The organism is Serratia myotis (assembly GCF_027474885.1).
GTDB lineage: Bacteria > Pseudomonadota > Gammaproteobacteria > Enterobacterales > Enterobacteriaceae > Serratia > Serratia proteamaculans.
Map to the genome: position 1 here is coordinate 17,365 of NZ_CP099707.1, position 23,070 is coordinate 40,434.

The 23,070-nt window shown below is 54.9% G+C and carries 21 protein-coding genes; 8 read left to right on the plus strand and 13 right to left on the minus strand.

The window, feature by feature from the left end; genetic code table 11:
- The first annotated feature begins 34 nt into the window (after positions 1 to 34).
- The gene (locus NHG65_RS00080) at positions 35 to 1,315 is read left to right on the plus strand and encodes a YidR family protein (RefSeq protein WP_499182810.1); all 1,281 of its coding nucleotides are present in this window, start codon (positions 35 to 37) and stop codon (positions 1,313 to 1,315) included.
- A gap of 34 nt (positions 1,316 to 1,349) precedes the next feature.
- Here the strand turns inward: NHG65_RS00080 and NHG65_RS00085 are convergent, their stop codons facing one another.
- A complete protein-coding gene (locus tag NHG65_RS00085; protein ID WP_499182811.1) occupies positions 1,350 to 1,694 on the minus strand; it encodes a YceK/YidQ family lipoprotein in 345 nt (114 codons plus the stop codon).
- A gap of 303 nt (positions 1,695 to 1,997) precedes the next feature.
- Between NHG65_RS00085 and ibpA the strand changes: the two genes are divergently transcribed.
- The 3 genes from ibpA to NHG65_RS00100 all read left to right on the plus strand — a co-directional run bounded on the left by ibpA (position 1,998) and on the right by NHG65_RS00100 (position 5,091).
- Complete coding sequence (ibpA, locus tag NHG65_RS00090; protein WP_099064446.1) at positions 1,998 to 2,411, plus strand: small heat shock chaperone IbpA; 414 nt, start codon at positions 1,998 to 2,000, stop codon at positions 2,409 to 2,411.
- A 230-nt stretch (positions 2,412 to 2,641) separates the two neighbouring features.
- Complete coding sequence (gene ibpB, locus NHG65_RS00095) at positions 2,642 to 3,070, plus strand: small heat shock chaperone IbpB (protein ID WP_099064447.1); 429 nt, start codon at positions 2,642 to 2,644, stop codon at positions 3,068 to 3,070.
- A 362-nt stretch (positions 3,071 to 3,432) separates the two neighbouring features.
- On the plus strand, positions 3,433 to 5,091 hold the full coding sequence (locus NHG65_RS00100; RefSeq protein ID WP_499182812.1) for a putative transporter: 1,659 nt from the start codon (positions 3,433 to 3,435) through the stop codon (positions 5,089 to 5,091).
- A 54-nt stretch (positions 5,092 to 5,145) separates the two neighbouring features.
- On the opposite strand, the gene NHG65_RS00105 is transcribed toward NHG65_RS00100, so the two are convergent.
- Together NHG65_RS00105 and NHG65_RS00110 are read right to left on the minus strand one after the other, a co-directional pair.
- Positions 5,146 to 6,399, minus strand: a complete 1,254-nt coding sequence (locus tag NHG65_RS00105) for a valine--pyruvate transaminase (RefSeq protein ID WP_207978718.1) — start codon at positions 6,397 to 6,399, stop codon at positions 5,146 to 5,148.
- A 134-nt stretch (positions 6,400 to 6,533) separates the two neighbouring features.
- Positions 6,534 to 8,600 (minus strand): alpha-amylase, encoded by a 2,067-nt coding sequence (locus NHG65_RS00110; RefSeq protein ID WP_499182813.1) that lies wholly within the window; start codon positions 8,598 to 8,600, stop codon positions 6,534 to 6,536.
- Between the two features lie 189 nt (positions 8,601 to 8,789).
- Between NHG65_RS00110 and NHG65_RS00115 the strand changes: the two genes are divergently transcribed.
- Entirely contained in the window at positions 8,790 to 9,038 is a 249-nt protein-coding gene (locus NHG65_RS00115) for a CopG family ribbon-helix-helix protein (RefSeq protein WP_499182814.1), read from the plus strand.
- Positions 9,028 to 9,315, plus strand: a complete 288-nt coding sequence (locus NHG65_RS00120) for a type II toxin-antitoxin system RelE/ParE family toxin (RefSeq protein WP_207978714.1) — start codon at positions 9,028 to 9,030, stop codon at positions 9,313 to 9,315. The genes NHG65_RS00115 and NHG65_RS00120 overlap by 11 nt, the downstream gene beginning before the upstream one ends.
- 44 nt (positions 9,316 to 9,359) lie before the next feature.
- Here NHG65_RS00120 and ghrB read toward each other — a convergent pair whose 3' ends face one another.
- The 8 genes from ghrB to NHG65_RS00160 form a co-directional block, all read right to left on the minus strand.
- On the minus strand, positions 9,360 to 10,337 hold the full coding sequence (gene ghrB / locus NHG65_RS00125) for a glyoxylate/hydroxypyruvate reductase GhrB (protein WP_499182815.1): 978 nt from the start codon (positions 10,335 to 10,337) through the stop codon (positions 9,360 to 9,362).
- Between the two features lie 86 nt (positions 10,338 to 10,423).
- On the minus strand, positions 10,424 to 11,692 hold the full coding sequence (locus NHG65_RS00130) for an MFS transporter (RefSeq protein ID WP_112349451.1): 1,269 nt from the start codon (positions 11,690 to 11,692) through the stop codon (positions 10,424 to 10,426).
- Between the two features lie 97 nt (positions 11,693 to 11,789).
- Positions 11,790 to 12,749 (minus strand): sugar kinase, encoded by a 960-nt coding sequence (locus NHG65_RS00135; RefSeq protein WP_099065698.1) that lies wholly within the window; start codon positions 12,747 to 12,749, stop codon positions 11,790 to 11,792.
- Between the two features lie 6 nt (positions 12,750 to 12,755).
- A complete protein-coding gene (locus NHG65_RS00140; protein WP_099065699.1) occupies positions 12,756 to 13,508 on the minus strand; it encodes a sugar phosphate isomerase/epimerase family protein in 753 nt (250 codons plus the stop codon).
- 184 nt (positions 13,509 to 13,692) lie between these two features.
- Positions 13,693 to 14,709 carry a LacI family DNA-binding transcriptional regulator gene (locus tag NHG65_RS00145; protein WP_129937809.1) on the minus strand — a complete coding sequence of 339 codons (1,017 nt, stop codon included), beginning with the start codon at positions 14,707 to 14,709 and terminating at the stop codon, positions 13,693 to 13,695.
- A gap of 138 nt (positions 14,710 to 14,847) precedes the next feature.
- The gene (locus NHG65_RS00150; RefSeq protein ID WP_099065701.1) at positions 14,848 to 15,510 is read right to left on the minus strand and encodes an OmpA family lipoprotein; all 663 of its coding nucleotides are present in this window, start codon (positions 15,508 to 15,510) and stop codon (positions 14,848 to 14,850) included.
- Between the two features lie 267 nt (positions 15,511 to 15,777).
- On the minus strand, positions 15,778 to 16,173 hold the full coding sequence (locus NHG65_RS00155) for an N-acetyltransferase (protein ID WP_499182816.1): 396 nt from the start codon (positions 16,171 to 16,173) through the stop codon (positions 15,778 to 15,780).
- Positions 16,174 to 16,211: 38 nt separating this feature from the next.
- Complete coding sequence (locus NHG65_RS00160) at positions 16,212 to 16,775, minus strand: DNA-3-methyladenine glycosylase I (RefSeq protein WP_207978710.1); 564 nt, start codon at positions 16,773 to 16,775, stop codon at positions 16,212 to 16,214.
- A 197-nt stretch (positions 16,776 to 16,972) separates the two neighbouring features.
- Here NHG65_RS00160 and NHG65_RS00165 point away from each other — a divergent pair, with 197 nt between their 5' ends.
- Together NHG65_RS00165 and NHG65_RS00170 are read left to right on the plus strand one after the other, a co-directional pair.
- The gene (locus NHG65_RS00165) at positions 16,973 to 18,961 is read left to right on the plus strand and encodes an autotransporter outer membrane beta-barrel domain-containing protein (protein WP_219015050.1); all 1,989 of its coding nucleotides are present in this window, start codon (positions 16,973 to 16,975) and stop codon (positions 18,959 to 18,961) included.
- Positions 18,962 to 19,807: 846 nt separating this feature from the next.
- Positions 19,808 to 20,554, plus strand: coding sequence for a helix-turn-helix transcriptional regulator (locus NHG65_RS00170; protein ID WP_219015051.1), 747 nt, complete (start codon positions 19,808 to 19,810; stop codon positions 20,552 to 20,554).
- On the opposite strand, the gene NHG65_RS00175 is transcribed toward NHG65_RS00170, so the two are convergent.
- Together NHG65_RS00175 and NHG65_RS00180 are read right to left on the minus strand one after the other, a co-directional pair.
- Entirely contained in the window at positions 20,513 to 21,172 is a 660-nt protein-coding gene (locus NHG65_RS00175) for an acyl-homoserine-lactone synthase (RefSeq protein ID WP_219015071.1), read from the minus strand. The genes NHG65_RS00170 and NHG65_RS00175 overlap by 42 nt on opposite strands.
- Before the next feature lie 364 nt (positions 21,173 to 21,536).
- The gene (locus tag NHG65_RS00180; RefSeq protein WP_499182817.1) at positions 21,537 to 22,880 is read right to left on the minus strand and encodes an MFS transporter; all 1,344 of its coding nucleotides are present in this window, start codon (positions 22,878 to 22,880) and stop codon (positions 21,537 to 21,539) included.
- Positions 22,881 to 23,070: the final 190 nt, after the last annotated feature.

Sequence of the window (23,070 nt, forward strand, 5' to 3'; positions counted from 1 at the left end):
GCGGCTCAGTGCCAGCATGAGCAGGGGAGCCGCCATGAGCCATCGGGAAAAACAGCTGACTTTTGATCCACGTGGACATCAGTTAACCAATATTAACGTCTGGACGCCGGACAGCCAGTGGCTGGCTTATGACGTACGCCCGAGCGGCGCTTCTTTCACCGGCCTGAGCATCGAACGGGTGAACGTTGACAGCGGGATAGTGGAAGTGGTGTATCGCGCTCAGCACGGTGCCCACGTGGGCATGGTGACCGTCAGCCCCGATGCACCGGCGCGCTATGCCTTTATTCACGGCCCGGAGCATCCTGATAGCGTTTGGCATTACGATTTTCACCATCGTCGCGGGGTGATCGTCAGCGAACCGGATCGCGAACTGGCCATTACCCTCGATGCGATGGATATCACCGCACCTTATACCCCAGGCGCCCTGCGCGGCGGCACTCACGTTCACGTGTTTAGTCCGGACGGCAGTCGCCTGAGCTTTACCTACAATGACCACGTGATGCATGAGCTGGACCTGGCGCAGGATCTGCGAAACGTTGGGGTGGCCGTACCGTTACAGGGTGTGAATCCCCCCAAGCAGCATCCGCGTGAGTATGATGGCAGCCATTACTGCGTGCTGGTCAGCGAGACTACGCCGCAACCGCAACCGGGCAGTGACCAAATTAATCGAGCCTACGAAGAGGGCTGGGTCGGCCAACACGGCTATATTCGGCCAGACGGACGGCAGCAGCGCTGGGCGCTGGCGTTTATCGGCGATACGATTTCCAGCAGCGGTGAAACGTTACCCGAGGTTTTCATTGCTGATTTGCCGCAGGATGACGCCGATTACGCCAAAGCCGGTGCCCGTCCGTTGCAAGGCACCGCCACCCATTTACCTGCGCCTCCGTTGGGGGTACGTCAACGTCGGCTGACCTTTACCGGCCGGCGGCGTTATCCCGGCGTGGTGACCACTCCTCGTCACTGGCTGCGCAGTTCACCCGACGGCAGTATGATCGCCTGCCTGATGAAGGATGACTCGGGAGTGGTGCAACTGTGGACGCTTTCACCCAATGGCGGTGAACCGCACCAGGTCACCCGCGGTGAGCAAGGGATCCAGTCGGCATTCAGTTGGCATCCGCAGGGGGGCCGGATTGCACTGGTGTGTGATAACAGCCTGATGTTGTGTGAGGTGGCCAGCGGACGGATGCAGCGTTTGACGCAACGTACTGCACTGCCGCCATCGGGGGATGCGATCGTGTTCTCGCCGGACGGCAGCAAAGTGGCGTTTATGCGTGAAATCGACGGATTCAGCCAGATTTTTGTGGCCGAGGTGTGAGCTAATGCGGGTACATGGCCCGCATCAAACTATTTTACTGCGGTGTGGCCGCGGCGGCATGAGCAGGGTCGCCGCTGGCGGCCAGGTTCTGCTCTTCACCGCGCAAGATGCGTGCTTTCGGTGAGTCTGCGGTGCCGTCACTGCCGGAGCGCAGGTAGTCGTAAGGCAGCAATACGGTGTCCATCACCGCCGATAATGGCAGGTCCAACGCCACCAGCGGCATCATTGCCCAACTGGTGTTGTCGTCCTTCAGAACATCCATGCTGGCACGGGTGCCGGGATAGTAGCCCTGATTCGGGCCGGTGTGACTCATCACGCTGGAGCAGCCGTTAGTCGCTAACAGCATGCAACTGGTTGCAATCACTCTTATCGTTTTCATTTTCCATCCTGCAGGGTGCTGTTCCCCAAAATCTGCTGATCTATAACATCTTGTGGATGTTTTAAAAGGAGCAAGAGCCCGCTCTGTGGCGGCCGTCTCAGTTTATTGTAAGGGATAAAAAAACTTTCGCCGCACTGATTATCATTTTTTTGATCGTCCGCGCTTGAAATGGTGAAAGCAACCCCCATTTTCTTATCAGAAGTAAATTAAGAATTCGCCGTAAGGGAATTCTGATTATTTAGCCTGTCCCAACGGGAAGGCTTAATTATTAAACCTCGCTGAAGTGCCTTAGGAGGCTGTTTTATGCGTAATTTTGATCTCTCTCCGCTCTACCGTTCCGCGATTGGCTTTGACCGTTTATTTAATGCATTGGAGGCGGGCCAGAGTCAGGGGAATGGCGGTTATCCCCCTTATAATGTTGAGCTGGTGGATGAAAATCATTACCGCATCACCATCGCGGTGGCCGGTTTCGCCGAGCAAGAGCTGGAAATTACCGCTCAGGATAACCTGCTGATAGTACGGGGTGCCCATAATAACGAACCGGCGGAAAGAACCTACTTATATCAAGGTATTGCCGAGCGCAACTTTGAACGTAAATTCCAGCTGGCCGAGCATATCCAAATTAAAGGCGCCAAATTGGAAAACGGTTTGTTGTATATCGATATGGAACGTATCGTGCCGGAAACATTAAAACCGCGCCGGATCGAAATTAAATAATGCCTATTTCATCGGCGGAACGAACCGCCGGTGCAATGTGAGTTAATTTGCCTGCCGTCAGGGGGCACAGCTTAATTTACCCTATGAATTTCAAGTTACAGTTAGGCGACCAGCTCATTTAGCCCACGGAGCTTACTTTAGTAAGTGACTGGGATGAATGAGTGCAGGTAACAACACTGTAGCTTGAAAGGCGACGGGTAAAGTCTCGCTTCATAGAAGGAGTTTATACTATGCGTAATTATGACTTATCCCCGCTGCTGCGTCAGTGGATCGGTTTTGACAAGCTGGCCAGTTCAATGGGCGGCCAGGAGCCGCAAGGGTTCCCGCCTTACAACATCGAGAAAAGCGACGATAACCACTACCGCATTTCTCTGGCGCTGGCCGGGTTCAAGCAAAGCGAGCTGGATATTGAAGTTGAAGGTCCGCGCCTGACCGTGCGCGGCAAGCCGACGCCAACGGAAAAACAGGTGGAATATCTGCACCAGGGGCTGGTGTGCAAAGAGTTCACCCTGACCTTTACGCTGGCTGAACATCTGCAGGTGTCCGAGGCTCAGTTTGAAAACGGCCTGCTGCATATTGATCTGGTGCGTCAGGTACCGGAAGCCCTGCAGCCACAGCGGATTGCCATCGGCACCACGCCAGGGCTGGAAGCCAAATAATCGACTGAGAAATTACAACAATGCCCTATGAATTTCGAGTTGTAGCTAGGCGACCAACTCGCTCATCCTAAGGTGCTTACTTGAGTAAGTAACTGAGGTGAGCGACAAATCTGTCGGGAACAGATTTGAACGCTGCTTGCAGCGGCCCTGAAAGGGCAAGGGCCATGGATGGGCCTTGTAAGCAAGTAACAACGCTGCAACTTGAAAGACGACGGGCATTAGGGGGAAGTTCTAACGGGCTTCCCCCTTTGCTTTCTGTGGCGTAAGCCACAGTCACCCTTTCCCGCTTATGCCAAAATCCCTGTTAACTGTGCGTCTTTAACCGCAAACCGGTTGTTAAACTTCTGGCAAGGATGTGACCTATGAGCGAAATCGCCCTGACCGTCAGCATGTTGGCGTTGGTGGCCGTTCTCGGGCTGTGGATGGGTAACTGGAAGATCTATGGGGTGGGGCTGGGCATCGGTGGGGTGCTGTTCGGTGGCATTATCGTTGGGCATTTCGCCCAGAGTTGGCAGCTCAATCTTAACGGCGACATGTTGCACTTCATCCAGGAGTTCGGCCTGATCCTGTTCGTGTACACCATTGGTATTCAGGTCGGCCCGGGTTTCTTCTCTTCCTTGCGGGTCTCCGGACTAAGGCTCAACGGTTTCGCCATTTTACTGGTGTTGGTTGGCGGGGTCGTTGCTGCAGTGGTTCATAAGCTGTTTGCCGTGCCGCTACCGATCATCCTGGGTGTGTTCTCCGGGGCGGTCACCAATACCCCCGCGCTCGGCGCCGGGCAGCAAATTCTTACCGATTTGGGGTCTGACCCGGCCCTGGTCGATCGCATGGGCATGGGCTACGCCATGGCTTATCCGTTTGGCATCTGTGGCATTCTGCTGGTGATGTGGCTGATACGCCTGTTTTTCCGCATTAATATCGAGCGGGAGGCGCAGGCGTTTGAAAGCAGCCTGGGCAACCAGCGCGAACTGCTGCACACCATAAACGTGGCAGTGTGCAACCCCAATCTGCAGGGAATGGCGATCAAAAATGTGCCGTTGCTGAACGGTGAGGACATCATCTGTTCGCGGCTGAAACGCGGCGATTTGCTGATGGTGCCGGCCCCACTTGAGAAGCTGGAACTGGGCGACTATCTGCATCTGGTGGGCAAGCGCGAAAGCCTGGAAAATGCCCGGCTGGTGATTGGCGAGGAGGTCGACGTTTCGCTGTCAACGCGCGGTACAGAACTGCAGGTGGTGAGGGCGGTGGTGACCAATGAGAAGGTGTTGGGCAGTAAAATCCGCGATCTGAACCTGAAGCAAAAATACGACGTGGTGATCTCGCGCCTCAACCGTTCCGGCGTCGAGCTGGTGGCCGGCAGCAATGTGACGCTGCAATTTGGTGACATTCTCAATCTGGTGGGCCGACCTGAATCGATCGAAGCGGTGGCGGCGATTGTCGGCAACGCCCAACAGAAGCTGCAACAGGTGCAAATGCTGCCGGTGTTTATCGGTATCGGTCTGGGCGTGCTGCTGGGGTCGGTACCGCTGTTTATTCCGGGTTTCCCGGCGGCCTTGCGTCTGGGGCTGGCCGGTGGCCCGCTGGTGGCGGCGCTGATCCTCGGGCGTATCGGCAGCATCGGCAAGCTGTACTGGTTTATGCCACCCAGTGCCAATCTGGCATTGCGTGAACTGGGGATCGTGCTGTTTCTGGCGGTGGTGGGCCTGAAGTCGGGGGGCAACTTTGTGGATACGCTGATTAACGGTGAAGGGTTGGCCTGGATTGGCTATGGTGCGCTGATTACCGCTATCCCGTTGCTCAGCGTGGGTGTACTGGCGCGAATGGTGGGCAAGATGAACTACCTGACGCTGTCCGGCATGCTGGCAGGGTCGATGACCGATCCACCGGCACTGGCCTTCGCTAACGGCCTGCACCCGACCAGCGGCGCTGCCGCGCTGTCCTATGCCACGGTTTATCCGTTGGCGATGTTCCTGCGCATTATGTCGCCGCAGTTGCTGGCGGTACTTTTTTGGGCAATGTAAAAAACTGGGCCATGTAAAACGACGGGGCGCCACGCGTGCGCCCCATCTCAACGATCAGCCTGCGTCCTGGTGCGCGCGTTCGATCTCTTCCGCCAGAATTGCCACGCCACGCTCAATCTTCTCCGGATCCGGCACGTAGTTCATCCGCATGCACTGATGGGTATGCGGCCATTCGTGCTCCAGCCCCGGGAAGAAGTAGTGACCCGGCACCATCAGCACGCCGCGTTTTTTCAGGCGCTGATACAGCAGTTCGGTGGTGATCGGCAGATCCTTGAACCACAGCCAGAGGAAAATCGCCCCTTCCGGTTTATGGATCAGGCAGCGCTCCGGTGACAGGTAACGGCGAATAATCTCGATAGTGTGCTCGACACGCTGTTGGTAAAACGGGCGGATCACCTCGTTTGACAACCGCAGCAGGTCGCCGCGTTCAATCATTTCCGTGGCCATTGCCGGTCCGATGCTGCCCGGTGACAGGCTGATGATACCGTTCATGTTGGTCAGGGCGCTGATGGTCTTCTCATCGGCGATCACAATGCCGCAGCGTGAGCCGGGCAGGCCGAGTTTCGACAGGCTCATGCATAGAATGATGTTAGGGTTCCACAGCGGCGTCGCATCGCTGAAGATAATGCCAGGGAAGGGCACGCCATAGGCGTTATCGATTACCAGCGGAATATTGCGCTGCTGTGCCAACCGGTCGAGCTTCATCAGCTCTTCGTCGGTGATCACGTTGCCGGTAGGGTTAGTCGGGCGTGATACGCAGATCATGCCGATATCATCGCCGATGTTCAGGTGTTCGAAATCAACGTGATACTTAAACTGGCCTTCAGGCAGCAGCTCGATGTTGGGCTTGGCCGAGACAAACAGCCCTTCGTCCAACCCGGCATCGGCATAGCCAATATATTCCGGTGCCAGCGGGAACAACACGCGGCGGCGGCTGCCGTCGGCATAGCGACCGGCAAACAGGTTAAACAAGTAGAAAAACGCGCTCTGACTGCCATTTGTCAGTGCAATATTCTGTGGTGAGATCTGCCAGCCCAGTTCGTCGCGCAGCAGTTTGGCCAGCGCTTTCAGCAGGGCGTCTTTGCCCTGCGGGCCGTCATAGTTACACAGCGCCTCGGTCAGTTTGCCCTGGTCGAGCATCTCCTGACACAGCTGTTTGAAGTAGCTTTCCATCTCTGGAATTTGCGCCGGATTACCGCCGCCAAGCATGATGGCACCGGGGGTGCGCAGGCCTTCGTTCAGGTCATCCATCAAACGGGTAATGCCCGCGTAACGGGTAAATTTGTCGCCGAAAAGTGAAAAAGTCATAGGTGCAGCTGTATTGTTTTTAGCAGGTAATCGCCCACCATACCGCCAGACAATTTTCGGTGCAATGCAGTTCACAAAACAACCACCGGGAGTAAATTTCACCCGATGGTTGTTTCGCAGCATATTCCGCTGAATTAATCTGACCGATCGCCGACCCACACCACCATCACCTTATCGTCGCCGAGCCGGCGGCTGAAAGCGTAGTAGTGCGCCGTTTGCTGCGACTGCTGTGTGCCGGCACCGATCGCCGGATGGCGGGCGCGGAATTGTCCCAGTCGCTGCCAGTGCGTCAGCAGGGGGGCTTTGTCGCCCTGCAGTTCGCGCCAGTTCATGTCGGAACGGGTACCCTGCAGCGGATCCGAACCGGTCGGGCCAAGCTGACGGCCACTTTCATCACCGTAGTAAATCTGTACCGCGCCGGGGGCCAGCAGCAGCAGATCGGCGGCGCGCTGTTGCAGCGGCAGCGACCCTTTGGCGTCACTGGCGAAGAACAGCCGGGTATCGTGCGAGGAGATATAACTCAACACGTTGAAATCCTGTAGCTTGTCGGCCATCTGTTGATAGGTGGCATCGATGCTGGAGAAGCAGCCCAGAGCCTGCGACGCCTGATCCTGGAAATCAAAATTGATCATCGCGTCGAAACCGTTCTGGTAATAGTCGCTTTTCATCACGCCATGTCCCCAGGCTTCGCCGGTCATCCAGAACGGGGCGTTATCCAGCGCCTGCTGCGGATGGGCGGCTTTCCACTCGGCCAACGCCGCCGTGGCACGCTGTTTCAGCAGCGCCAGGGTCGGTTTCTCAACGTGCTTGGCGGTATCGACGCGGAAGCCGTCAATGCCGTAGTCGCGCACCCATTGACTGAGCCAGGTGGTCAGGTAGTCGCGGGTAGTGGCACCGGGAATATCCCGTGCGGCAGTATCGGGTTTGTGGTGATAAAACAGCGGCAGACCGCTGGCACCGGGCGCTTCAGTTTTGATGTCCGGGAGGAAGGCCAGCGACATGGTGAGGTCGTCATAGCCCGGCGAGTCGTAGTCGCCGATATCGGTGCGGATCCAGTTTTTGCCCCACCAGGCGTCCCAACCGGCCTTATCGCTGAAGTTGATGTAATCATTGAAGCTATGCCAGTTTTGGCCTGCGGCCGGTCGCCAGTCCCCCCAGTTTTTACCCAGCGTTTTTTCGATCTCCGCGCCTTTCAGATACAGCGAGCCGAACTGGAAGGTCTGCATATCCGCCAGCGTGGCGTAACCGACATGATTGACTACCACGTCAAACAGAATGCGGATCCCGCGCTGGTGCGCCTGCTCAACCAGTGTACGCAGATCCTGCTCGCTGCCCATGTTGGCATCGAGTCGGGTCCAGTCCAGCGCGTAGTACCCGTGATAGGCGTAATGCGGGAAGTCGCCCTTGGTGCCGCCACCGACCCAGCCGTGGATTTGCTCCAGCGGTGAACTGATCCACAGCGCATTGACGCCGAGCTGTTGCAGGTAATCGAGCTTTTGCGTCAGGCCGGCCAGATCGCCGCCGTGGAAGGTGCCTATTTCCTGCATGCCGTCACTGCGGCGGCCGTAGCTGTGGTCATTGGCCTGGTTACCGTTCTCAAAGCGGTCGGTCAGGGCGAAGTAGACGGTGGCGTTGTGCCAGTTGAACGGGGCGGCTTTCTCGCTGCTTGCCGACTCCAGCAACAGTAATCCTCCGCTGCCTGCGGCGGGTTGCAGGGTGACTTTGCCCTGGCTGACCTTCGCCGTTTGGCCAGAATAGAAATCACGCAGCGTTTCGCCTTCGGCAAAGGTGCCCGAAACGTCAAGCGTGAGCGGCTTGCCGTCCCAGCGTTGGCAGGTGTGTGCCACCGAAGCGGTGGCGGTTTCCGGCGCTGTTTTCAGGCTGAGCTGCAACGTCGGCGTTCCGCTGCGGGTATCGATACGCACCTGGTATTCACCGGCGCGGAACAGCCGCCAGTTAACCGGCGGATTATCGCCGCAGGGCTGCAGCGACAGGGTTTGATTCAGTTTGGCCGTGGCCGTTGGCTGCCAGCACTGTTGGTCCTGGTAAATCTTCAGCGGCAGTTCGCCCTTGGGTAAGGTGGCGTGGCTGGTGAACAGGCCGCTGGCGGATTCGTCAAAGGCCGGGAAGCTTTGCAGCGTCCAGCTCGCCATTGCCGCCGGTGACAGCAGCATCAGCAGGGGAAGGGTCAGGCGTTTCATGGCTCTCCTTACGCGTGGCAGGAAGCGTTTTTATTGTAGGGTAATGTCCAGTGTGACTAATGATGAAAAAATAGCCTCATCCCGGCGGGGAATTTCGGGGGGAGGAGAAGGAAGGGGGAGATCCTGGGCTGTCACTCGGTGGTTTTTTAATCTATATTACAATGTATACATTGTAGTGTGAGGTGACCTATGAGCGTGATGTCTGTTCGACTACCGGAAGATCTCAGTGAACAGCTTGAAGCCTTGGCTAAGGCGACCGGCAGAACAAAATCCTTTCTGGCTGGGCAGGCTATTCGGGATTTCATCAGCCGTGAAGCCTGGCAGATTGCTGAAACTCAACAGGCAATCCTTGAAGCAGAAAAGGAGGATTTTGTTTCTGACGATGAAATGCAGGCTCGCTTCAAGCGGATGGGGGTGATGAATAACAATGAAAATTAAATGGCTAAGGAAAGCCGCAAGCAATTTTGATGATGAGTACGATTGGTTTTACCAAGAGAGTCCTCAGGTTGCGACCCAATTCGCCAGGGAGGTTTTTCGTTTAGTGAACTTGCTGGTAGCCAATCCGGCCCTGGGCAGGGCTGGAAGGGTAATGGGAACCCGGGAAATTGTGATGAAAACCTTTCCCTATCTGATCCCGTACAGAATTAAAAACAATGAAATACATATTCTCAGGGTATTCCATATGCGGAGACGCCCGCCGAAAAGAGCGTGGTAATTTTGAATGGATGCCAGTTATTACTCCACTGGCATCCATGACAGTTACTTTTTCAGTAGTTGCGGGTTAACGCAGTTTTCTTTGACTGTGCCGGTCAATGCGGCAATCAGGTTGTCGACGGCGCATTCGGCCATACCGTAGCGGGTCTCATGGGTCGCAGAACCGATATGCGGCAGCGCGACTACGTTTGGCAGCGTCAGCAGCGGTGAAGACACATCCAACGGTTCTTTTTCGAACACGTCCAGCCCGGCTGCGTGGATAGTGCCGTTCTGCAGCGCTTCGATCAGTGCCGCTTCGTCCACCACCGGGCCACGACCGGCGTTGATCAGAATGCCGCTCTTTTTCATCTTCGCCAGTTGATCACGGCTGATCATATGGAAGGTTTCATCGGTCAGCGGCAGCGTAATGCAGATGAAATCGGATTCGGCCAGCAGGGTATCCAGATCGCAACGGCGGGCGTTAAAACGTTGTTCCGCTTCTTCATGAGTGCGGCGCGCGTTGTACAGCACCGGCATGCCGAAACCGAAGTGCGCACGTTGTGCCAGTGCCAGCCCGATCCGCCCCATACCGAGGATGCCGATGGTTTTATGGTGCACGTCGACGCCAAACCAGTCCGCCCCGATACTGCCCTGCCATTCGCCGGCTTTCACCCGCGCGGCCACTTCCACTACCCGGCGTGCCGTTGCCAGTACCAGACTCATGATGGTATCGGCGACGGTTTCGGTCAGCACGGTCGGGGTATGCATCAGCAGCACGTTATGGGCGTTAAGCGCGTCAACGTCGAAATTGTCGTAACCGACGGAGATGGTTGAGGCTGCACGCAGTTTGGGCGCCTGCTGCAGGAAAGCCTCATCAATTTTGCCGCCGGAACCGATGATCCCTTCCGCCTGTTGCAGTGCCTGGCGCAGCTCATCGCGGTTTTCCGGGTTCAGGCCGTCGAAGGCGTGCACGGTGAAGTGCTGTTCCAGCCGTTCACGCAGGTCGGCGGGAATGCTTTTGTATAAAACGATAGAAGGCTTCATCACGAACTCCAGCAATACCCTTCGTCTTTCAGACCGCAGCCTGAAATCCATTGGGTATATTCAACAGAAAATAAATTATAACGAGACTAAGCCAGTTGTGGTTGGGCCTCGTTGCGAGCGGGCTTGACGATTAGCGTCAGCACCACCGCCACCAGCAGGGCAATGGCCATAAACATATAAGAAGCTGCCGGGCTGCCGGTAGCGCCGTTCAGGTAACCGACAAACCACGAGCCGAAGAAGGAGCCCAGCGCACCCATACTGTTGATCAGCGCCATGGCGCCACCGGCGACGTTTTTCGGCAGCATTTCAGGAATGATGGCGAAGAAAGGTCCATAAGGGGCGTACATGGCGGCACCGGCAATCACCAACAGGGTGTAAGAGACCCAAAAATGGTTGGCACCGACGGCGTAAGAGCCGAAGAATGCCAGCGCGCCAATCAGCAACAATGGCCAGACGAACAGCTTGCGGTTTTGCATTTTGTCCGAAGCCCAGGATACCAGGATCATGGCGATAGTAGCCGCCAGGTAAGGCACCGCCGACAGCCAGCCGGCTTCCACCATACCCATCTGCATGCCGCTGCGCAGGATCGAAGGCAACCACAGCACGAAGCCGTACACACCGATACTCCAGGCAAAATACTGCGCGCACAGCAAAATCACGTTGCGTGAGCGGAAGGCTTCACCGTAGTTACGCACCGCTTTAATGCCTTTCTGTTCTTCTTCCAGCTGTTGCTGCAACGCCAGCTTTTCATCATCGTTCAGCCATTTGGCCTGCGCCGGTTTGTCTTTGGCCAGCACCCACCAGCAGAAGGCCCAGATCACCGCCGGAATACCTTCAAAGATAAACATTTCACGCCAGCCATAGGCGTGGATCAGGTAGCCGGAAACCACCGACATCCACAGCACCGTTACCGGGTTACCGAGGATCAGGAAGGTATTGGCGCGTGAGCGTTCTGATTTGGTGAACCAGTTGCTGATGTAAATCAACATCGCCGGCATGACTGCGGCTTCCACCACGCCGAGGATAAAGCGGATAGCGGCCAGCATGGGGATATTACTGACCATGCCGGTCAGTGAGGCGCAGGCACCCCACAGGATCAGGCACCAGAAAATCAGTTTTTTAACGCTGCGGCGTTCGGCATAGATCGCGCCGGGGATTTGGAAAAAGAAATAGCCGAGGAAAAACAGCGCACCCAGCAGCGATGACATGCCTTTGGTGATGCCCAGATCGTCATTGATGCCGGCGGCCGAGGCAAAGCTGAAGTTGGCTCGGTCGAGATAGGCCAGGCTGTAGGTGATAAACACGATGGGCATGATGTACCACCAGCGTTTAGCCGCGAGAGTCGCTTTGTTCATGTTCAGATTCCTCAGTGTTCTCTCAACGCGTCCTGGTTGTAGGGCCAGAGGTATACGTCATGCAGAGAAGTCGGTTAACCGATTATGCTTGTTATATTTATTCAGCCAGTGCCGCGCGGGTCGGCAAGCCTTCACTGTCGCCGATAGCCTGGATCGCCAGCGAGCCGATTTTGTTGCCGCGTTGCACCGCCTGTTTCAGCGTTTTGCCTTCCAGCAGGGCGCTAATGGTCCCGACGGCAAAACCGTCTCCTGCCCCCACGGTATCCACCACGTTGCTGACTTTGACGGCCGCGACGGCCGCCTGATCGCCGGCTGCGGTTTTAAACCAGGCGCCGTCCGGGCCGGTTTTGATGATCACCGCCTGCACGCCGCGTTCCAGGTAAAAATCGGCAATGCCTTCCGGCGTTGATTGGCCGGTGAGGATTTGTCCTTCTTTCAGCCCCGGCAGCACCCAGTCGGCGGCAAACGCCAGCTTGTTCAGCTGCTCGATCATCACCTGTTGGCTGGACCACAGCACCGGACGCAAATTGGGATCAAACGAAATGGTTTTGCCCATCGCACGCATTTCACGTGCGGCGTGGTGACACAGCGCCAGCGACTGGCCGGACAGGGCCGCGGCCACGCCACTCAGGTGCAGATGGCGGGCGGAACCGAAATAATCGCGGTTGAAATCGTCCGCCGAAAGATGACTGGCCGCCGAGCCTTTGCGGAAATACTCCACACTGGGATCGGTACCATCGGTGGTTTTAGATTTGATCTGAAAACCGGTCGGGTAATTGCCGTCTACCGTCACCTGCTGGGCGTTAATGCCTTCTTTTTTCAATTGTTGCAGGGTGAAACGGCCGAAAGTGTCGTTGCCGACGCGGCTGACCCAGCCGACGTTCAGGCCCAGACGTGCCAGACCGATCGCCACGTTCAGCTCGGCACCGGCAATGCGCTTGGTGAAGGTTTCCACTTCCGCCAGGTCGCCGGTTTGGGTTGCCACAAACATGGCCATGGCCTCACCCAGAGTGACGACGTCCAATGGCGTGCTATGTGCGGTTGTCAGCATTTTCATGATGTTTTACTCCGCGCGCAGCAGGTTAACGTAGTAGCGGGTCACTTCTTCCAGACTGTCGCCCTGCAACGGGAATTCAATGCCGCGTGGCGCATCCAGTGGCAGGCGGGTCAACAACTCACGCCATTTACCGTCACTGTCATCCAGCGCCACGGCGCGCCAGCCGCGCAGACCATGGGTGGCGGCCTTAACGTGGACATAGCTGACGTGGCGAGCCAAACGTTCGGCAGCGGCGAAGGCGTCTTGCCCCACCCAGTGCCAGTTGGCCATATCGAAAGTCATGCTGACCGGCAAACGGTTATCCTCCGCCGCGTGGAAAAAGGCATTGAGCAGCGACAAAATGCCACAGTCAGGGGTCTGGTCATTTTCAACCACCAGGCTGACCGGATGCTGCTCCAGTGCCACTTTCAGTTCGGTAAAATCGAAGCCCGGCTGGTAGTGGCCCAGGGATAATTTTAACTGGCGCGCATTCAGCGTCTGGGCTTCCGCCAGCAGCGCCGGCAGGTTGGGGTTCAACGTATGCTGTGGGGTAAACAGGGCTTCGGGTGCGGAGTAAACGACGAACAGGTGCTGTTGTTCGATGGCCTGAGCCAACGCTGGCAGGCTCTGTAGCTCCTGGGCAGAAAACAGTTCGCGGCGGATTTCTACGCCGTCGGCGCCTGCACCGGCGATGATCGGCAGTAAAGCGGCCTGGCCGCCGAGCTGTTGGACAGTATCGGTGCCGTAGGCGCCGGTCACCACGATAATTTCTCTGGTCATTTTTTTGCTCCTGAGGTGGCGTTATTCCCACCGCTGCTGTTAAGCACAAGTTAAATGGTACCGGTTCCAGACGAAAGCGACAGAATGTAAAAATATGATCGCAATCACGAACCTGAGCAAAAAATAGTCTGAATAGGGCGTTGCAGAAGCGCCGTAAGCCGCGCTCCTGCCGGAGAGAAGGGAATTATCGGGTGGTAGAGCCGCGCACGATCAGTTCGCCGGGGAACATCTGTTCGCTGATTGGTGTACCCAGGCCCTGAATGCGTTGCACCAGTTGCTCAAGTGCCGCATGGCCCATTTGATAGGTGGGCTGTTTCAGGGTGGTGATGCCCACCCCGGCCAGTTCGGCCCATTCCAGCTCGTCAAACCCCAACAGGCCGATATCGCTGCCCCACTGAATACCCAGACGGCGCATGGCGCGCGCCACCTGCAAGGTCAGGGCTCCGTTGGCGGAAATCACTGCCTTGCGCATACCGCGATGACGGGTGTTGAAGTCACCGATCACGGCTTCTAGTTGCTTAACGTCGTTAAGCGGTGTTTCGGCCTGTTCGGCCAATAGCCCGGCATGTTGCGCCATGGTTTGGTTGAAGGCATGCAGCCGTTCCAGCCGGGTATTGACCGTGCCGATCGGCTCGCTGAGAAACAGAATGGCTTCGAAACCCTGTTGCAGCAGGTGTTCCGTGGCAATCGTCGCCGCTTCGTGATTGTCGAGGCCGACCACGTCGCAGGCGAAATCATGAATTTTGCGGTCGATCAGCACCATCGGTAGCATCGATTGTTGCAGCGTCGACAGCGCCTCTTCGCGCATGCCAACTGCGTTGACCACGATGCCCTCTACCCGGTAGCTGCTGAGCAGTTGCAGGTAGTGCTGCTCCTGATTGACCTCGTTATTGGTATTACACACCAGCAGGGTAAAGCCGTGTTGGCGGCAGGCCGCTTCGATGCCGCGCATCACGTCCACCGAGTAGGGATTGGTGATATCGGCGATGATCAGGCCAATCAGGCGCGTCTGTCCGCCCTTCAGGCTGCGTGCCATCTGGCTTGGCCGGTAGTCGAGCTGGAGGATCGCCTGTTCAATACGCTGTTTGAGATCGTCAGAAAGCAGGTGCTGCTCACCATTCAAATAGCGCGATACGCTGGTTTTACCGGTCTTGGCGGTTTTCGCCACATCGCTGATGGTGGCTCGCCCCGAGGCGCGGATTGCCTTAACACTGCTCACAGCCGATCTCCCCTGTGGTTAATTGCCAAGGAGACTAACACACCCGACGCGGAGCCGGAATGTTGAATGGCAGAGTGCCGGGGGAATCAGAAACGGCGGGGCATAGCGCCCCGCACGGGATTACTGCAGCGGGCTGAGGGTGATCTCAACGCGGCGGTTTTGTGCCTTGCCTTCAGCGGTGCTGTTGGAGGCGATCGGGTTATCCGGACCGGCACCTGAGGTGCGAACGCGGTTGGCCGCTACGCCCTGGGTGATCAACGCGCTGCCAACGCCGTCGGCACGTTGCTGCGACAGGGTCATGTTCAGCGCACGGGAGCCGGAGCTGTCGGTGTAGCCGATCACGTTAACCGCGGTTTTCGGGTATTCCTTCAACACCATGGCCACGCCGGTCAGGGTGTTGGCACCCGCCGGTTTCAGGGTAGCGCTGCTGCTGTCGAAGGTGACGTTGTTTGGCATGTTCAGCACGATATTGTCGCCCTGACGGGTCACGCTAACGCCGGTGCCTTTCATTTTGTCGCGCAGTTTGGCTTCCTGCACGTCCATGTAATAACCGGCACCGCCGCCCAGGGCTGCACCGGCCGCTGCGCCGATCAGTGCGCCTTTGCCGCGGTCTTTTTTCGACGAGGACAACATGCCGACGCCTGCGCCCAATGCCGCGCCGATCCCTGCGCCAATGCCGGATTTACCGGCTTCAGATTCCCCGCTGTACGGGTTGGTGGTACAGGCTGACAGCGTGAGCGCCAGGCTCACCGCGCCGGCAATAATCGCAATGCGTTTTTTCATGTTTTATCCTTTGTGGCATCAAAATCTGTGTGCGTCAGTCCAAGCTGGGGGACGCTAAAAAAACCGTGGCCGCCTGGCATGCCAGATTGCGGCGCTACTATGACGCGTATCCTCTCCGGCAGTTCCGGAAAAAAACGTGACAAATTATAAGCGGCTCACGGGCTGCGCCTGTTATCCGGCAAAACGGAGGGGAATACCATGCAGCGGATTCTGAATTGAACGCACCCCGGTGCGGGATGCGTTGTTTTTAGCCAGAAGTGACAAAAATCAAACGGTGGCGGACCAGTTCATGATCAACGTATAGGCTTGAGTTTCTTCATTTAACAGGCGCTGGGTCACCTGGAAACCCTGCTTGTGGTAGAACGCACAGGCGCGCAGATTTTGCTGATAGACCTCCAGGCTCAGCCGGGGGTAGCGCTGTTGGACATGCGCCATCAGTGCCTGACCGACGCCACGGCCGTGAAACGCCTGGTCAACAAACAGCGCGCCAATAAAGCGTTGATCCAACACGCTGATAAAGCCGACGATCTCCCCTTGATGCCAATACGCCCAACTGTGTGCTCGCGGCAGGTAGTTCTCCCGTACCAGCATTGCGCTTTCCAGCCAGTAGCTTTCCTTAACGAACGGATGGGCAGCGATGGTGCTGGGCAGCCACAGGGCCATTAGCCGCGGCAAATCGACCGGCTGGCAAGGGCGGATCGCTATGGCTTTGGGTAGCAGAGGCAGCCTGTCAGATGATCGTTCACCAGCCCGCTGGCCTGCATAAAGGCATAACAGGTGGTAGATCCGATAAATTTGAAGCCGCGTTTCTTCAGCGCCTTGGACATGGCGTCCGAGCGTTCGGTTTTCGCCGGTACCTCGCTCAGTTGTTGCCAACGGTTGAGCAGCGGTTCGCCGTCGACAAAGGTCCAGATAAAGCTGACGAAATCTTCACCGGCGGCCTCCATCGCCAGATAGGCCCTGGCGTTGGCAATGATGGCTTCGATTTTGCCCCGGTGGCGGATAATGCCGCTGTCCTGCAGCAGCGTTTCCACCTCTTGCTCATCGATCGTTGCCACCCGCTGAGGATCGAAATTGTGGAAGGCGCGACGGTAGTTCTCACGCTTTTTCAGCACGGTGATCCACGAAAGCCCGGCCTGTTGTCCTTCCAGACAGAGCATTTCAAACAGTTCACGCGCATCGGTGGTCGGCGCTCCCCATTCCTTGTCGTGATATTCGAGGTATAACGGATCTGCCGTCACCCAACCGCAACGTTCATTGACCATAATGACTGTCCTTGTGCTGTGTTTATTTACAGTAAGCATCGCCCGAAGTGGTGAACTTGGCAAGCCCCTGATTGTTTTATCATCAGCCGGCTTGACGTGGCGAAAAAGCCAGCAATATTTACTAGATGGCCGGCACTAAAAAAAGGCCAATGATAAAAGTGGTTTTCCTTCATTTGCTGGCTCTCAGGAGTCTATTCATGCCTCTAAAAATAACGAGTATGCCCCGCCCGGCGGTGCTTGCAGTGGCGATATTATGCAGTATGACCACCCCGGTGCTGGCCTACGACCAACTCTACGTCTTTGGCGACAGTCTGAGTGACACCGGCAACAATGGCCGCTTTACCTACGACAGCAATAAGCACCTGTTGTATGACGAAGTTTTGGCGCAACGCATCGGTGCAGCGCTGGTGGCCTCGGACAACGGGGGCGACAACTATGCCGCTGGCGGTGGCGTGGCCGTCCCGGCGCTCAACCCGGCGGATAACACTCAGGATCAGGTACAGGGCTATCTCAATCGGGTCAATGGTCGGGCTGACGGTGACGGACTGTATATCCACTGGATTGGCGGCAACGATCTGGCGGCAGCGGCGTTAAACCCGACAACCGCGCCGGGTGTGGCCTACAACAGTGCCGCGGCCGCCGCAGCGCAGGTTCACTCTTTGCTGAATGCCGGTGCCGGTACGGTGATCGTCCCGACGGTGCCGAATATTGGCTCTACTCCGCAACTGATGGAGCTGATTATCCAGCAGGCGCTGACCCCGGTGCAAAACGCGGCGGTACAGGCGGCCTACGCGACCCTTAACTCACTGGCTACGCCGGATAATAATTCGCGTACCCAGGCCATCCACCAGGCGCTGACGGCTGCAGCAGCGCAGGGCAGTGCCATCCCGCAGGTGCAGCAGGCGATTGCGGCACAGTTGATTGCCGCCTTTGACAACCTGAGTGCTCAGGCCGGGCAACTGACCGATTTTTACAACCAGAGCGAAGACCGCCTGCTGGCACAGGGCAGCGGTAATATCGTCCGGGTCGACGTAAACAAGCTGTTTAGCGAGGCGATTGCCAACCCGGCGCAGTTTGGTTTTACCAATACCGCCGGTATGGCCTGTCCGCCGGGCATCTCTTCCGCCGTGTGCAGTTCTGCCACGCCGGGTTTTGACAGTAGCCAATCCTATCTGTTTGCCGACCATTTCCACCCCAGCCCGCAGGCGCATCAACTGATTGCCGATTACATTCAGGCGGTACTGGACGGCCCAGCGCAGGTGGTGGCGCTGAATCAGGCGACGGCGGCCATGGCGCGCGACAGCCGTGCCACCCTCGACAGCCGTTTTCAACAGTTACGTAACGGTGATAATCCGCAAGGCGCGCTGGGCGTGTTCGGCGGTTATGCCGGGCAACACTATGACTATTCTTCCAATCTGGCAGCCGGTGACGGCAACGCCACCACCCACAATCTGACGGTCGGGGTGGATTACCAGTTGACCGATGGTTGGTTAATTGGGGCGCTGATTTCCGGCTCCAATGACGATCAGCAGCCCTCCAGCCGCTACGACTATAAGGCGCGTGGCCTGCTGTTTTCGGCCTTTACCGCTCTGGATGTGTTTGAGCACGGCTGGGTGAATGCCGATTTGCATTACGCGACGATGGATTACGATGATATTCGCCGCAGCATGCAGCTTGGGGCGTTAAATCGCACCGAAACCGGCAGCACCGACGGTAAACAGTGGGGCGCACGGGTCACCGCCGGCTATGACTTCCCGGTGACCTCTTACCTGACCACCGGACCGATGGCGCAGTTCGCCTGGGATTACAGCAATGTCTCCGGTTACAGCGAGGACGGCAACGACAGCACCGCCATGCGGTTTAACGACCAGACCTACCATTCGCAGATTGGTGCGCTGGGCTGGCGGTTAGACAGCAACTTTGGCCTGTTTAATCCGTATGCCGAGGTGAGCTATCAGCATCAATTTGGTGATGATGTTTATCGGGCCGGCGGCGGGTTGAAATCCACACAAACCTCTTTCACCCGCGACAGCGCCAATCAGGATAAAAACTGGGTGGATGTGACGCTGGGGGCGAACATGCCGCTGACCGATCAGGTGGCGGCGTTCGCCACCGTTTCACAGACCGGTGGCCTGAGCAGCGGCGAACAGTTTATGTATAACGTCGGCGTCAGCGCTCGGTTCTGATGGGTTGATATCTATCTCAGGGCCCTGAGATCGGGCCCGTAACCGATACAGATTGGTGCAATGAATCGCAGTTATAGCGATGACGTACCTGACATCTGCATGACAGCATATTGATAATGGATGGCTGAAAAGTGCGAGTTTATTTATGAGGGATTAACCGATTTGCTACGGCTTATTGGTGGTACTGGGTGGGTTGAAACCAACGCTATAATGCGGTAATCACCGCTCTCCATATGAGAAAATACAGCGTGTGACTGTACTTTAGTACAACTATCATTCGAGTTTGAAAGACTTTATTGTTACCCCAGAAAAACAAGACACACATTACAAAAAAAAACTGATCCTGAATCAGGATCAGATAGCCAATTTGGCCAACACCAGGGAAATAATATTTAAATATTATTGTTTTCTATATTTTGATTGTCAATTTCTTTCTTTCACCCTGTCATTTGATGGGGTGAGGAAGTTATTGGTTTTTTGCCCTTGATAGCGAATGGTTTGCTTCTCTTCGTATTTACTCGTAATGCCTGCCTGGATATGTAGCTCCCTTGTTTATTTTGTTATTAAAATTAACATTTCAATCATCTGAATGCTTTGGCAGTTAATTATCGGAATTTCTCCTTGTTTACCCAGATTTGCCAAGTGTTCTGGTGATGATAGCCAGGCTTTTAATCTAATTAAATTAACGCACCGTGATTAACTTTATTGTGTAAATAAAGTTGAGTGTCGTTTTAAATTATCTTTTTGGATCATATTATTTGGCGGCTTTCTCAGTTATGCCATAAGTAGTTTTTATGTTATACTTTTTATTTATGATGGACTTTCATTTTTCAAGGAGACGATTGAGTGTCAAATTCATTCTTCAATAATGAAATTATTAACACCTCCATAAAAAACGATTTGGAAGCTAAACTTAGCGAATATAGTAATGTGAAGTACGCCTATGCCATAATGAATAAAAGAAATCCGGCGAATTTTGCGATAATTTCGAACAGAACGGAATGGTTTGAGTTTTATACAGATAATAACTATCAGTTTATTGATCCTGTTCTGATTACTGCCTCACGTCGCATTACACCTTTCTCCTGGGATGAAAATATAATGATTGACCCAGGGTTAAAGCTGCCAAAAATTTTTGACATGGCGAAAAATTATAATGTAGTTAATGGCTATACATTTGTGCTGCACGATCATAATCATAATTTGGTGGTGCTATCTATCATGATTGATAAGCATTGTGACGATAATATAGAAGAGAGAATAACGGCTAACCAAGACAAACTCCAAATGCTGTTAATTACTATGCATGATAAACTCACTACGTTTTACAAGGAAATCAATAGCCCCACCTATTTTGACAAAATGAATAATAAAGAAATATTCTCGAAGCGAGAGAATGAGATAATTTACTGGGCAAGCATGGGGAAATCCTATCAGGAGATTGCATTAATCCTGGGGATCAAACTCACCACAATAAAATATCATATTGGTAATGCTGTCAAAAAACTGGGGGTTACAAACGCCAAGCATGCTATCAGGCTAGGCGTTGAGCTACAGCTCATAAGACCCGTGCTGCCTGACGCGGAAGGCTAATGGCCAGGCGTCGCGATCCGGAGTTAAGCCAGGATGGGCCAAGTTGATGCGATCGATCAATATCTGCTGGTTACGATCGTCAACCGGCATATAAATAAGATAGATACGCTGGTTTTTCTCTGACTGTCCTTGCTCGACCACAGATATTTCCCAACCGGATCTTTGGAAGATAATTAGCATGGGGTGGCTAATAATGGCATAGATCCCCTGGTAACCGTAATTTCTTGCATAATTTATCATTGATAAAAATAGTATTGAACTGATGGGTTTCTTTTGCAGTTTCAACGTCTGCACACGTTCTTTATCGATAAAGAGTCTGCTGGCTTCTATGTAATTACCTTCCGGAATTTCTATTTTGTTAAAATAGGATTTAAACGTGCCGGTAATCATATTATTATATTTTGTTTCTATAAAACGCAGGCTGCAGACTACCATGTTGTCATACATGCCAAACAGATAGGTAGTATGATTGTTATCATACTCGTCAAACTCCATGTTGTTTTCACAATTCACAATCCAGTCGAGACGATCCTTAAATGTTCTCTTTCTTAAAGAGAATAATTCTTTCGATCGGTTATCCGACAGTAGATTGTAATCTACATCAAAAACTTCTATCATTTCTACATCTTCCATAATCGAATTTTAAATTTAATTACGTCTTGCAACATTGTTAATGTGCGATAGGTAATCCTACCAGAGTCAAGTCGGCAAGTAAATTTTTAGCCTTAGAGATAAATGATTGATAGATGCTTGTTATAATCGAGAGTTTCTTTCCTGTTGATAATGATTATTTTAATCTTTGCATCGTTTGTTTACTAATTATCCCTGCAATGTTTCACCTGAGGATGTTTTTATAAGCACTATTATTGCCGGTATGTTATCAATCGCGTAGATAATAGATTCGCTATTGTCGGCGGGTAGCAAAATTAACTTAACTCGACATGCGTTAATCTGACGGCATCCTTGCCTCATGGTTTTGTTGTTATCGCTGCGCTGCGTGCTGAATACCACTATGGTTCACCAGCGAGCTGTCGGCCCCGATCTTTCTTTCCGGCTGCAGCAAGGTCATGCACAGCATGCTGCAGAAAGACACCACGGCGGTGGCTAAGAACATGGCGCCATAGCCGTGGTGTTGTGCCAGCCAGCCGCTCAGCATCGGTGCGGTGATCGAGGCAATATTGGCAATCGCCAGCGTCATACCGCTGTAGGCGCCTACTGAAGCCTTCGGTGTGACGTCGATCACCACCGACCAATACACATTATTCACCAGCGCATTCAGCGCATTACCCAGTGTCATCAGCAGAATGATTTCGGTCGGCGTGCTCATAAAGGGGATCAGCAGGAAGCAGGTGCCGGTCAGCAGCAGCGTGACTGCCGCAAACAGATTACGGGCCAGCCGCAGGTTGCCGAAGCGTCTCAGCAGCGAGTCGGCGATGCGACCGCCGAGCAGAACGGTGAAACAGGCACCACTCCACGGGATCATCGCCACATACCACAGCGAGTGCAGATCGTAATTAAAGGTGTCTTGCAGGTATTTGGGCCCCCAGGTGACCAGCACAAAGGTGACATAGAGGAAAGAGAAGTAACCCAGGGCGTTAAACACCAGCGTACGGTTGGTGAAGAAAGCCCACCACGGCAGACGTGGTTGCTGGCTGTCTGCATCCTGATCGGCGCTGATGGCTGCCAGTTCAGCTGCATTGACCTCCGGATGCTCTTGCGGCGTGTCGGTGAAGAAGCGGGCAAACAGCAGAATGGCGAGCAGCGAGAACAAACCCAGCAAAATAAACATGCTGCGCCAGTCATCGGTCAGCAGTAGCAACCCCACCGCCAGCGGTGCGGTCAGCAGCGATCCCACCTGGGTGCTAAGCAGCCCGATACCCAATGAAAACCCACGCTCTTTACGCGGTGCCCAGTTAGCGATGGTTTTGTTCATCAGCGCATAGGCCGGCCCTTCGGCAAAACCGAACATGATACGCAGTGCGGCGAAACCCATGATTGCCGAACCCCCGAACAGCGCTACCCCCAGTTCACCCGCCCAGGCGGTGGCGATCTCCAGTAGCGACCACAGTGCCCCGGCGATCAGCCAGACCTTTTTAGTGCCGACGCGGTCGGCCAGAAAGCCTCCGCACAGCGAACCAAACAAATAGCCAAAGCCGAAGTAACCGAGTACGGCACCCAACTGGGCCTTGTTGAAGTTGAATTCACGGGAGATATCGTTGGCGGCGAAGGAAAGCGCACCGCGATCGACGTAGTTGATCAACGCAATAAAGAACACCATGGCGAAAATACGGTAGCGATAGCGGCTGTCGGTTAAGGCGGTAGTCATCAGCGAACCTCCTGAAATGTTGATTATCAGGACGCTAGCAAGGTTAGTGCCACTCTCGGCGGCCAGGGAGGGCAGGGGTTCGTTATGTATCCGCAGCGTGAAACCGTGCCATGCGGGCGCATTTGCCCCATTTCAGTGCGTAAAACCCCGCGCTTCTTTGATGATTCGCACTTGTTGCCGGATTCGGGCT

What these genes read in the sequence shown, in the direction of transcription:
- NHG65_RS00080 (WP_499182810.1), top strand. Translation starts at nt 35, where the DNA reads ATGAGCCATCGGGAAAAACAGCTGACTTTTGATCCACGTGGACATCAG.
- NHG65_RS00085 (WP_499182811.1), bottom strand. Translation starts at nt 1,694, where the DNA reads ATGAAAACGATAAGAGTGATTGCAACCAGTTGCATGCTGTTAGCGACT.
- ibpA (WP_099064446.1), top strand. Translation starts at nt 1,998, where the DNA reads ATGCGTAATTTTGATCTCTCTCCGCTCTACCGTTCCGCGATTGGCTTT.
- ibpB (WP_099064447.1), top strand. Translation starts at nt 2,642, where the DNA reads ATGCGTAATTATGACTTATCCCCGCTGCTGCGTCAGTGGATCGGTTTT.
- NHG65_RS00100 (WP_499182812.1), top strand. Translation starts at nt 3,433, where the DNA reads ATGAGCGAAATCGCCCTGACCGTCAGCATGTTGGCGTTGGTGGCCGTT.
- NHG65_RS00105 (WP_207978718.1), bottom strand. Translation starts at nt 6,399, where the DNA reads ATGACTTTTTCACTTTTCGGCGACAAATTTACCCGTTACGCGGGCATT.
- NHG65_RS00110 (WP_499182813.1), bottom strand. Translation starts at nt 8,600, where the DNA reads ATGAAACGCCTGACCCTTCCCCTGCTGATGCTGCTGTCACCGGCGGCA.
- NHG65_RS00115 (WP_499182814.1), top strand. Translation starts at nt 8,790, where the DNA reads ATGAGCGTGATGTCTGTTCGACTACCGGAAGATCTCAGTGAACAGCTT.
- NHG65_RS00120 (WP_207978714.1), top strand. Translation starts at nt 9,028, where the DNA reads ATGAAAATTAAATGGCTAAGGAAAGCCGCAAGCAATTTTGATGATGAG.
- ghrB (WP_499182815.1), bottom strand. Translation starts at nt 10,337, where the DNA reads ATGAAGCCTTCTATCGTTTTATACAAAAGCATTCCCGCCGACCTGCGT.
- NHG65_RS00130 (WP_112349451.1), bottom strand. Translation starts at nt 11,692, where the DNA reads ATGAACAAAGCGACTCTCGCGGCTAAACGCTGGTGGTACATCATGCCC.
- NHG65_RS00135 (WP_099065698.1), bottom strand. Translation starts at nt 12,749, where the DNA reads ATGAAAATGCTGACAACCGCACATAGCACGCCATTGGACGTCGTCACT.
- NHG65_RS00140 (WP_099065699.1), bottom strand. Translation starts at nt 13,508, where the DNA reads ATGACCAGAGAAATTATCGTGGTGACCGGCGCCTACGGCACCGATACT.
- NHG65_RS00150 (WP_099065701.1), bottom strand. Translation starts at nt 15,510, where the DNA reads ATGAAAAAACGCATTGCGATTATTGCCGGCGCGGTGAGCCTGGCGCTC.
- NHG65_RS00155 (WP_499182816.1), bottom strand. Translation starts at nt 16,173, where the DNA reads ATGGCCCTGTGGCTGCCCAGCACCATCGCTGCCCATCCGTTCGTTAAG.
- NHG65_RS00160 (WP_207978710.1), bottom strand. Translation starts at nt 16,775, where the DNA reads ATGGTCAATGAACGTTGCGGTTGGGTGACGGCAGATCCGTTATACCTC.
- NHG65_RS00165 (WP_219015050.1), top strand. Translation starts at nt 16,973, where the DNA reads ATGCCTCTAAAAATAACGAGTATGCCCCGCCCGGCGGTGCTTGCAGTG.
- NHG65_RS00175 (WP_219015071.1), bottom strand. Translation starts at nt 21,172, where the DNA reads ATGATAGAAGTTTTTGATGTAGATTACAATCTACTGTCGGATAACCGA.
- NHG65_RS00180 (WP_499182817.1), bottom strand. Translation starts at nt 22,880, where the DNA reads ATGACTACCGCCTTAACCGACAGCCGCTATCGCTACCGTATTTTCGCC.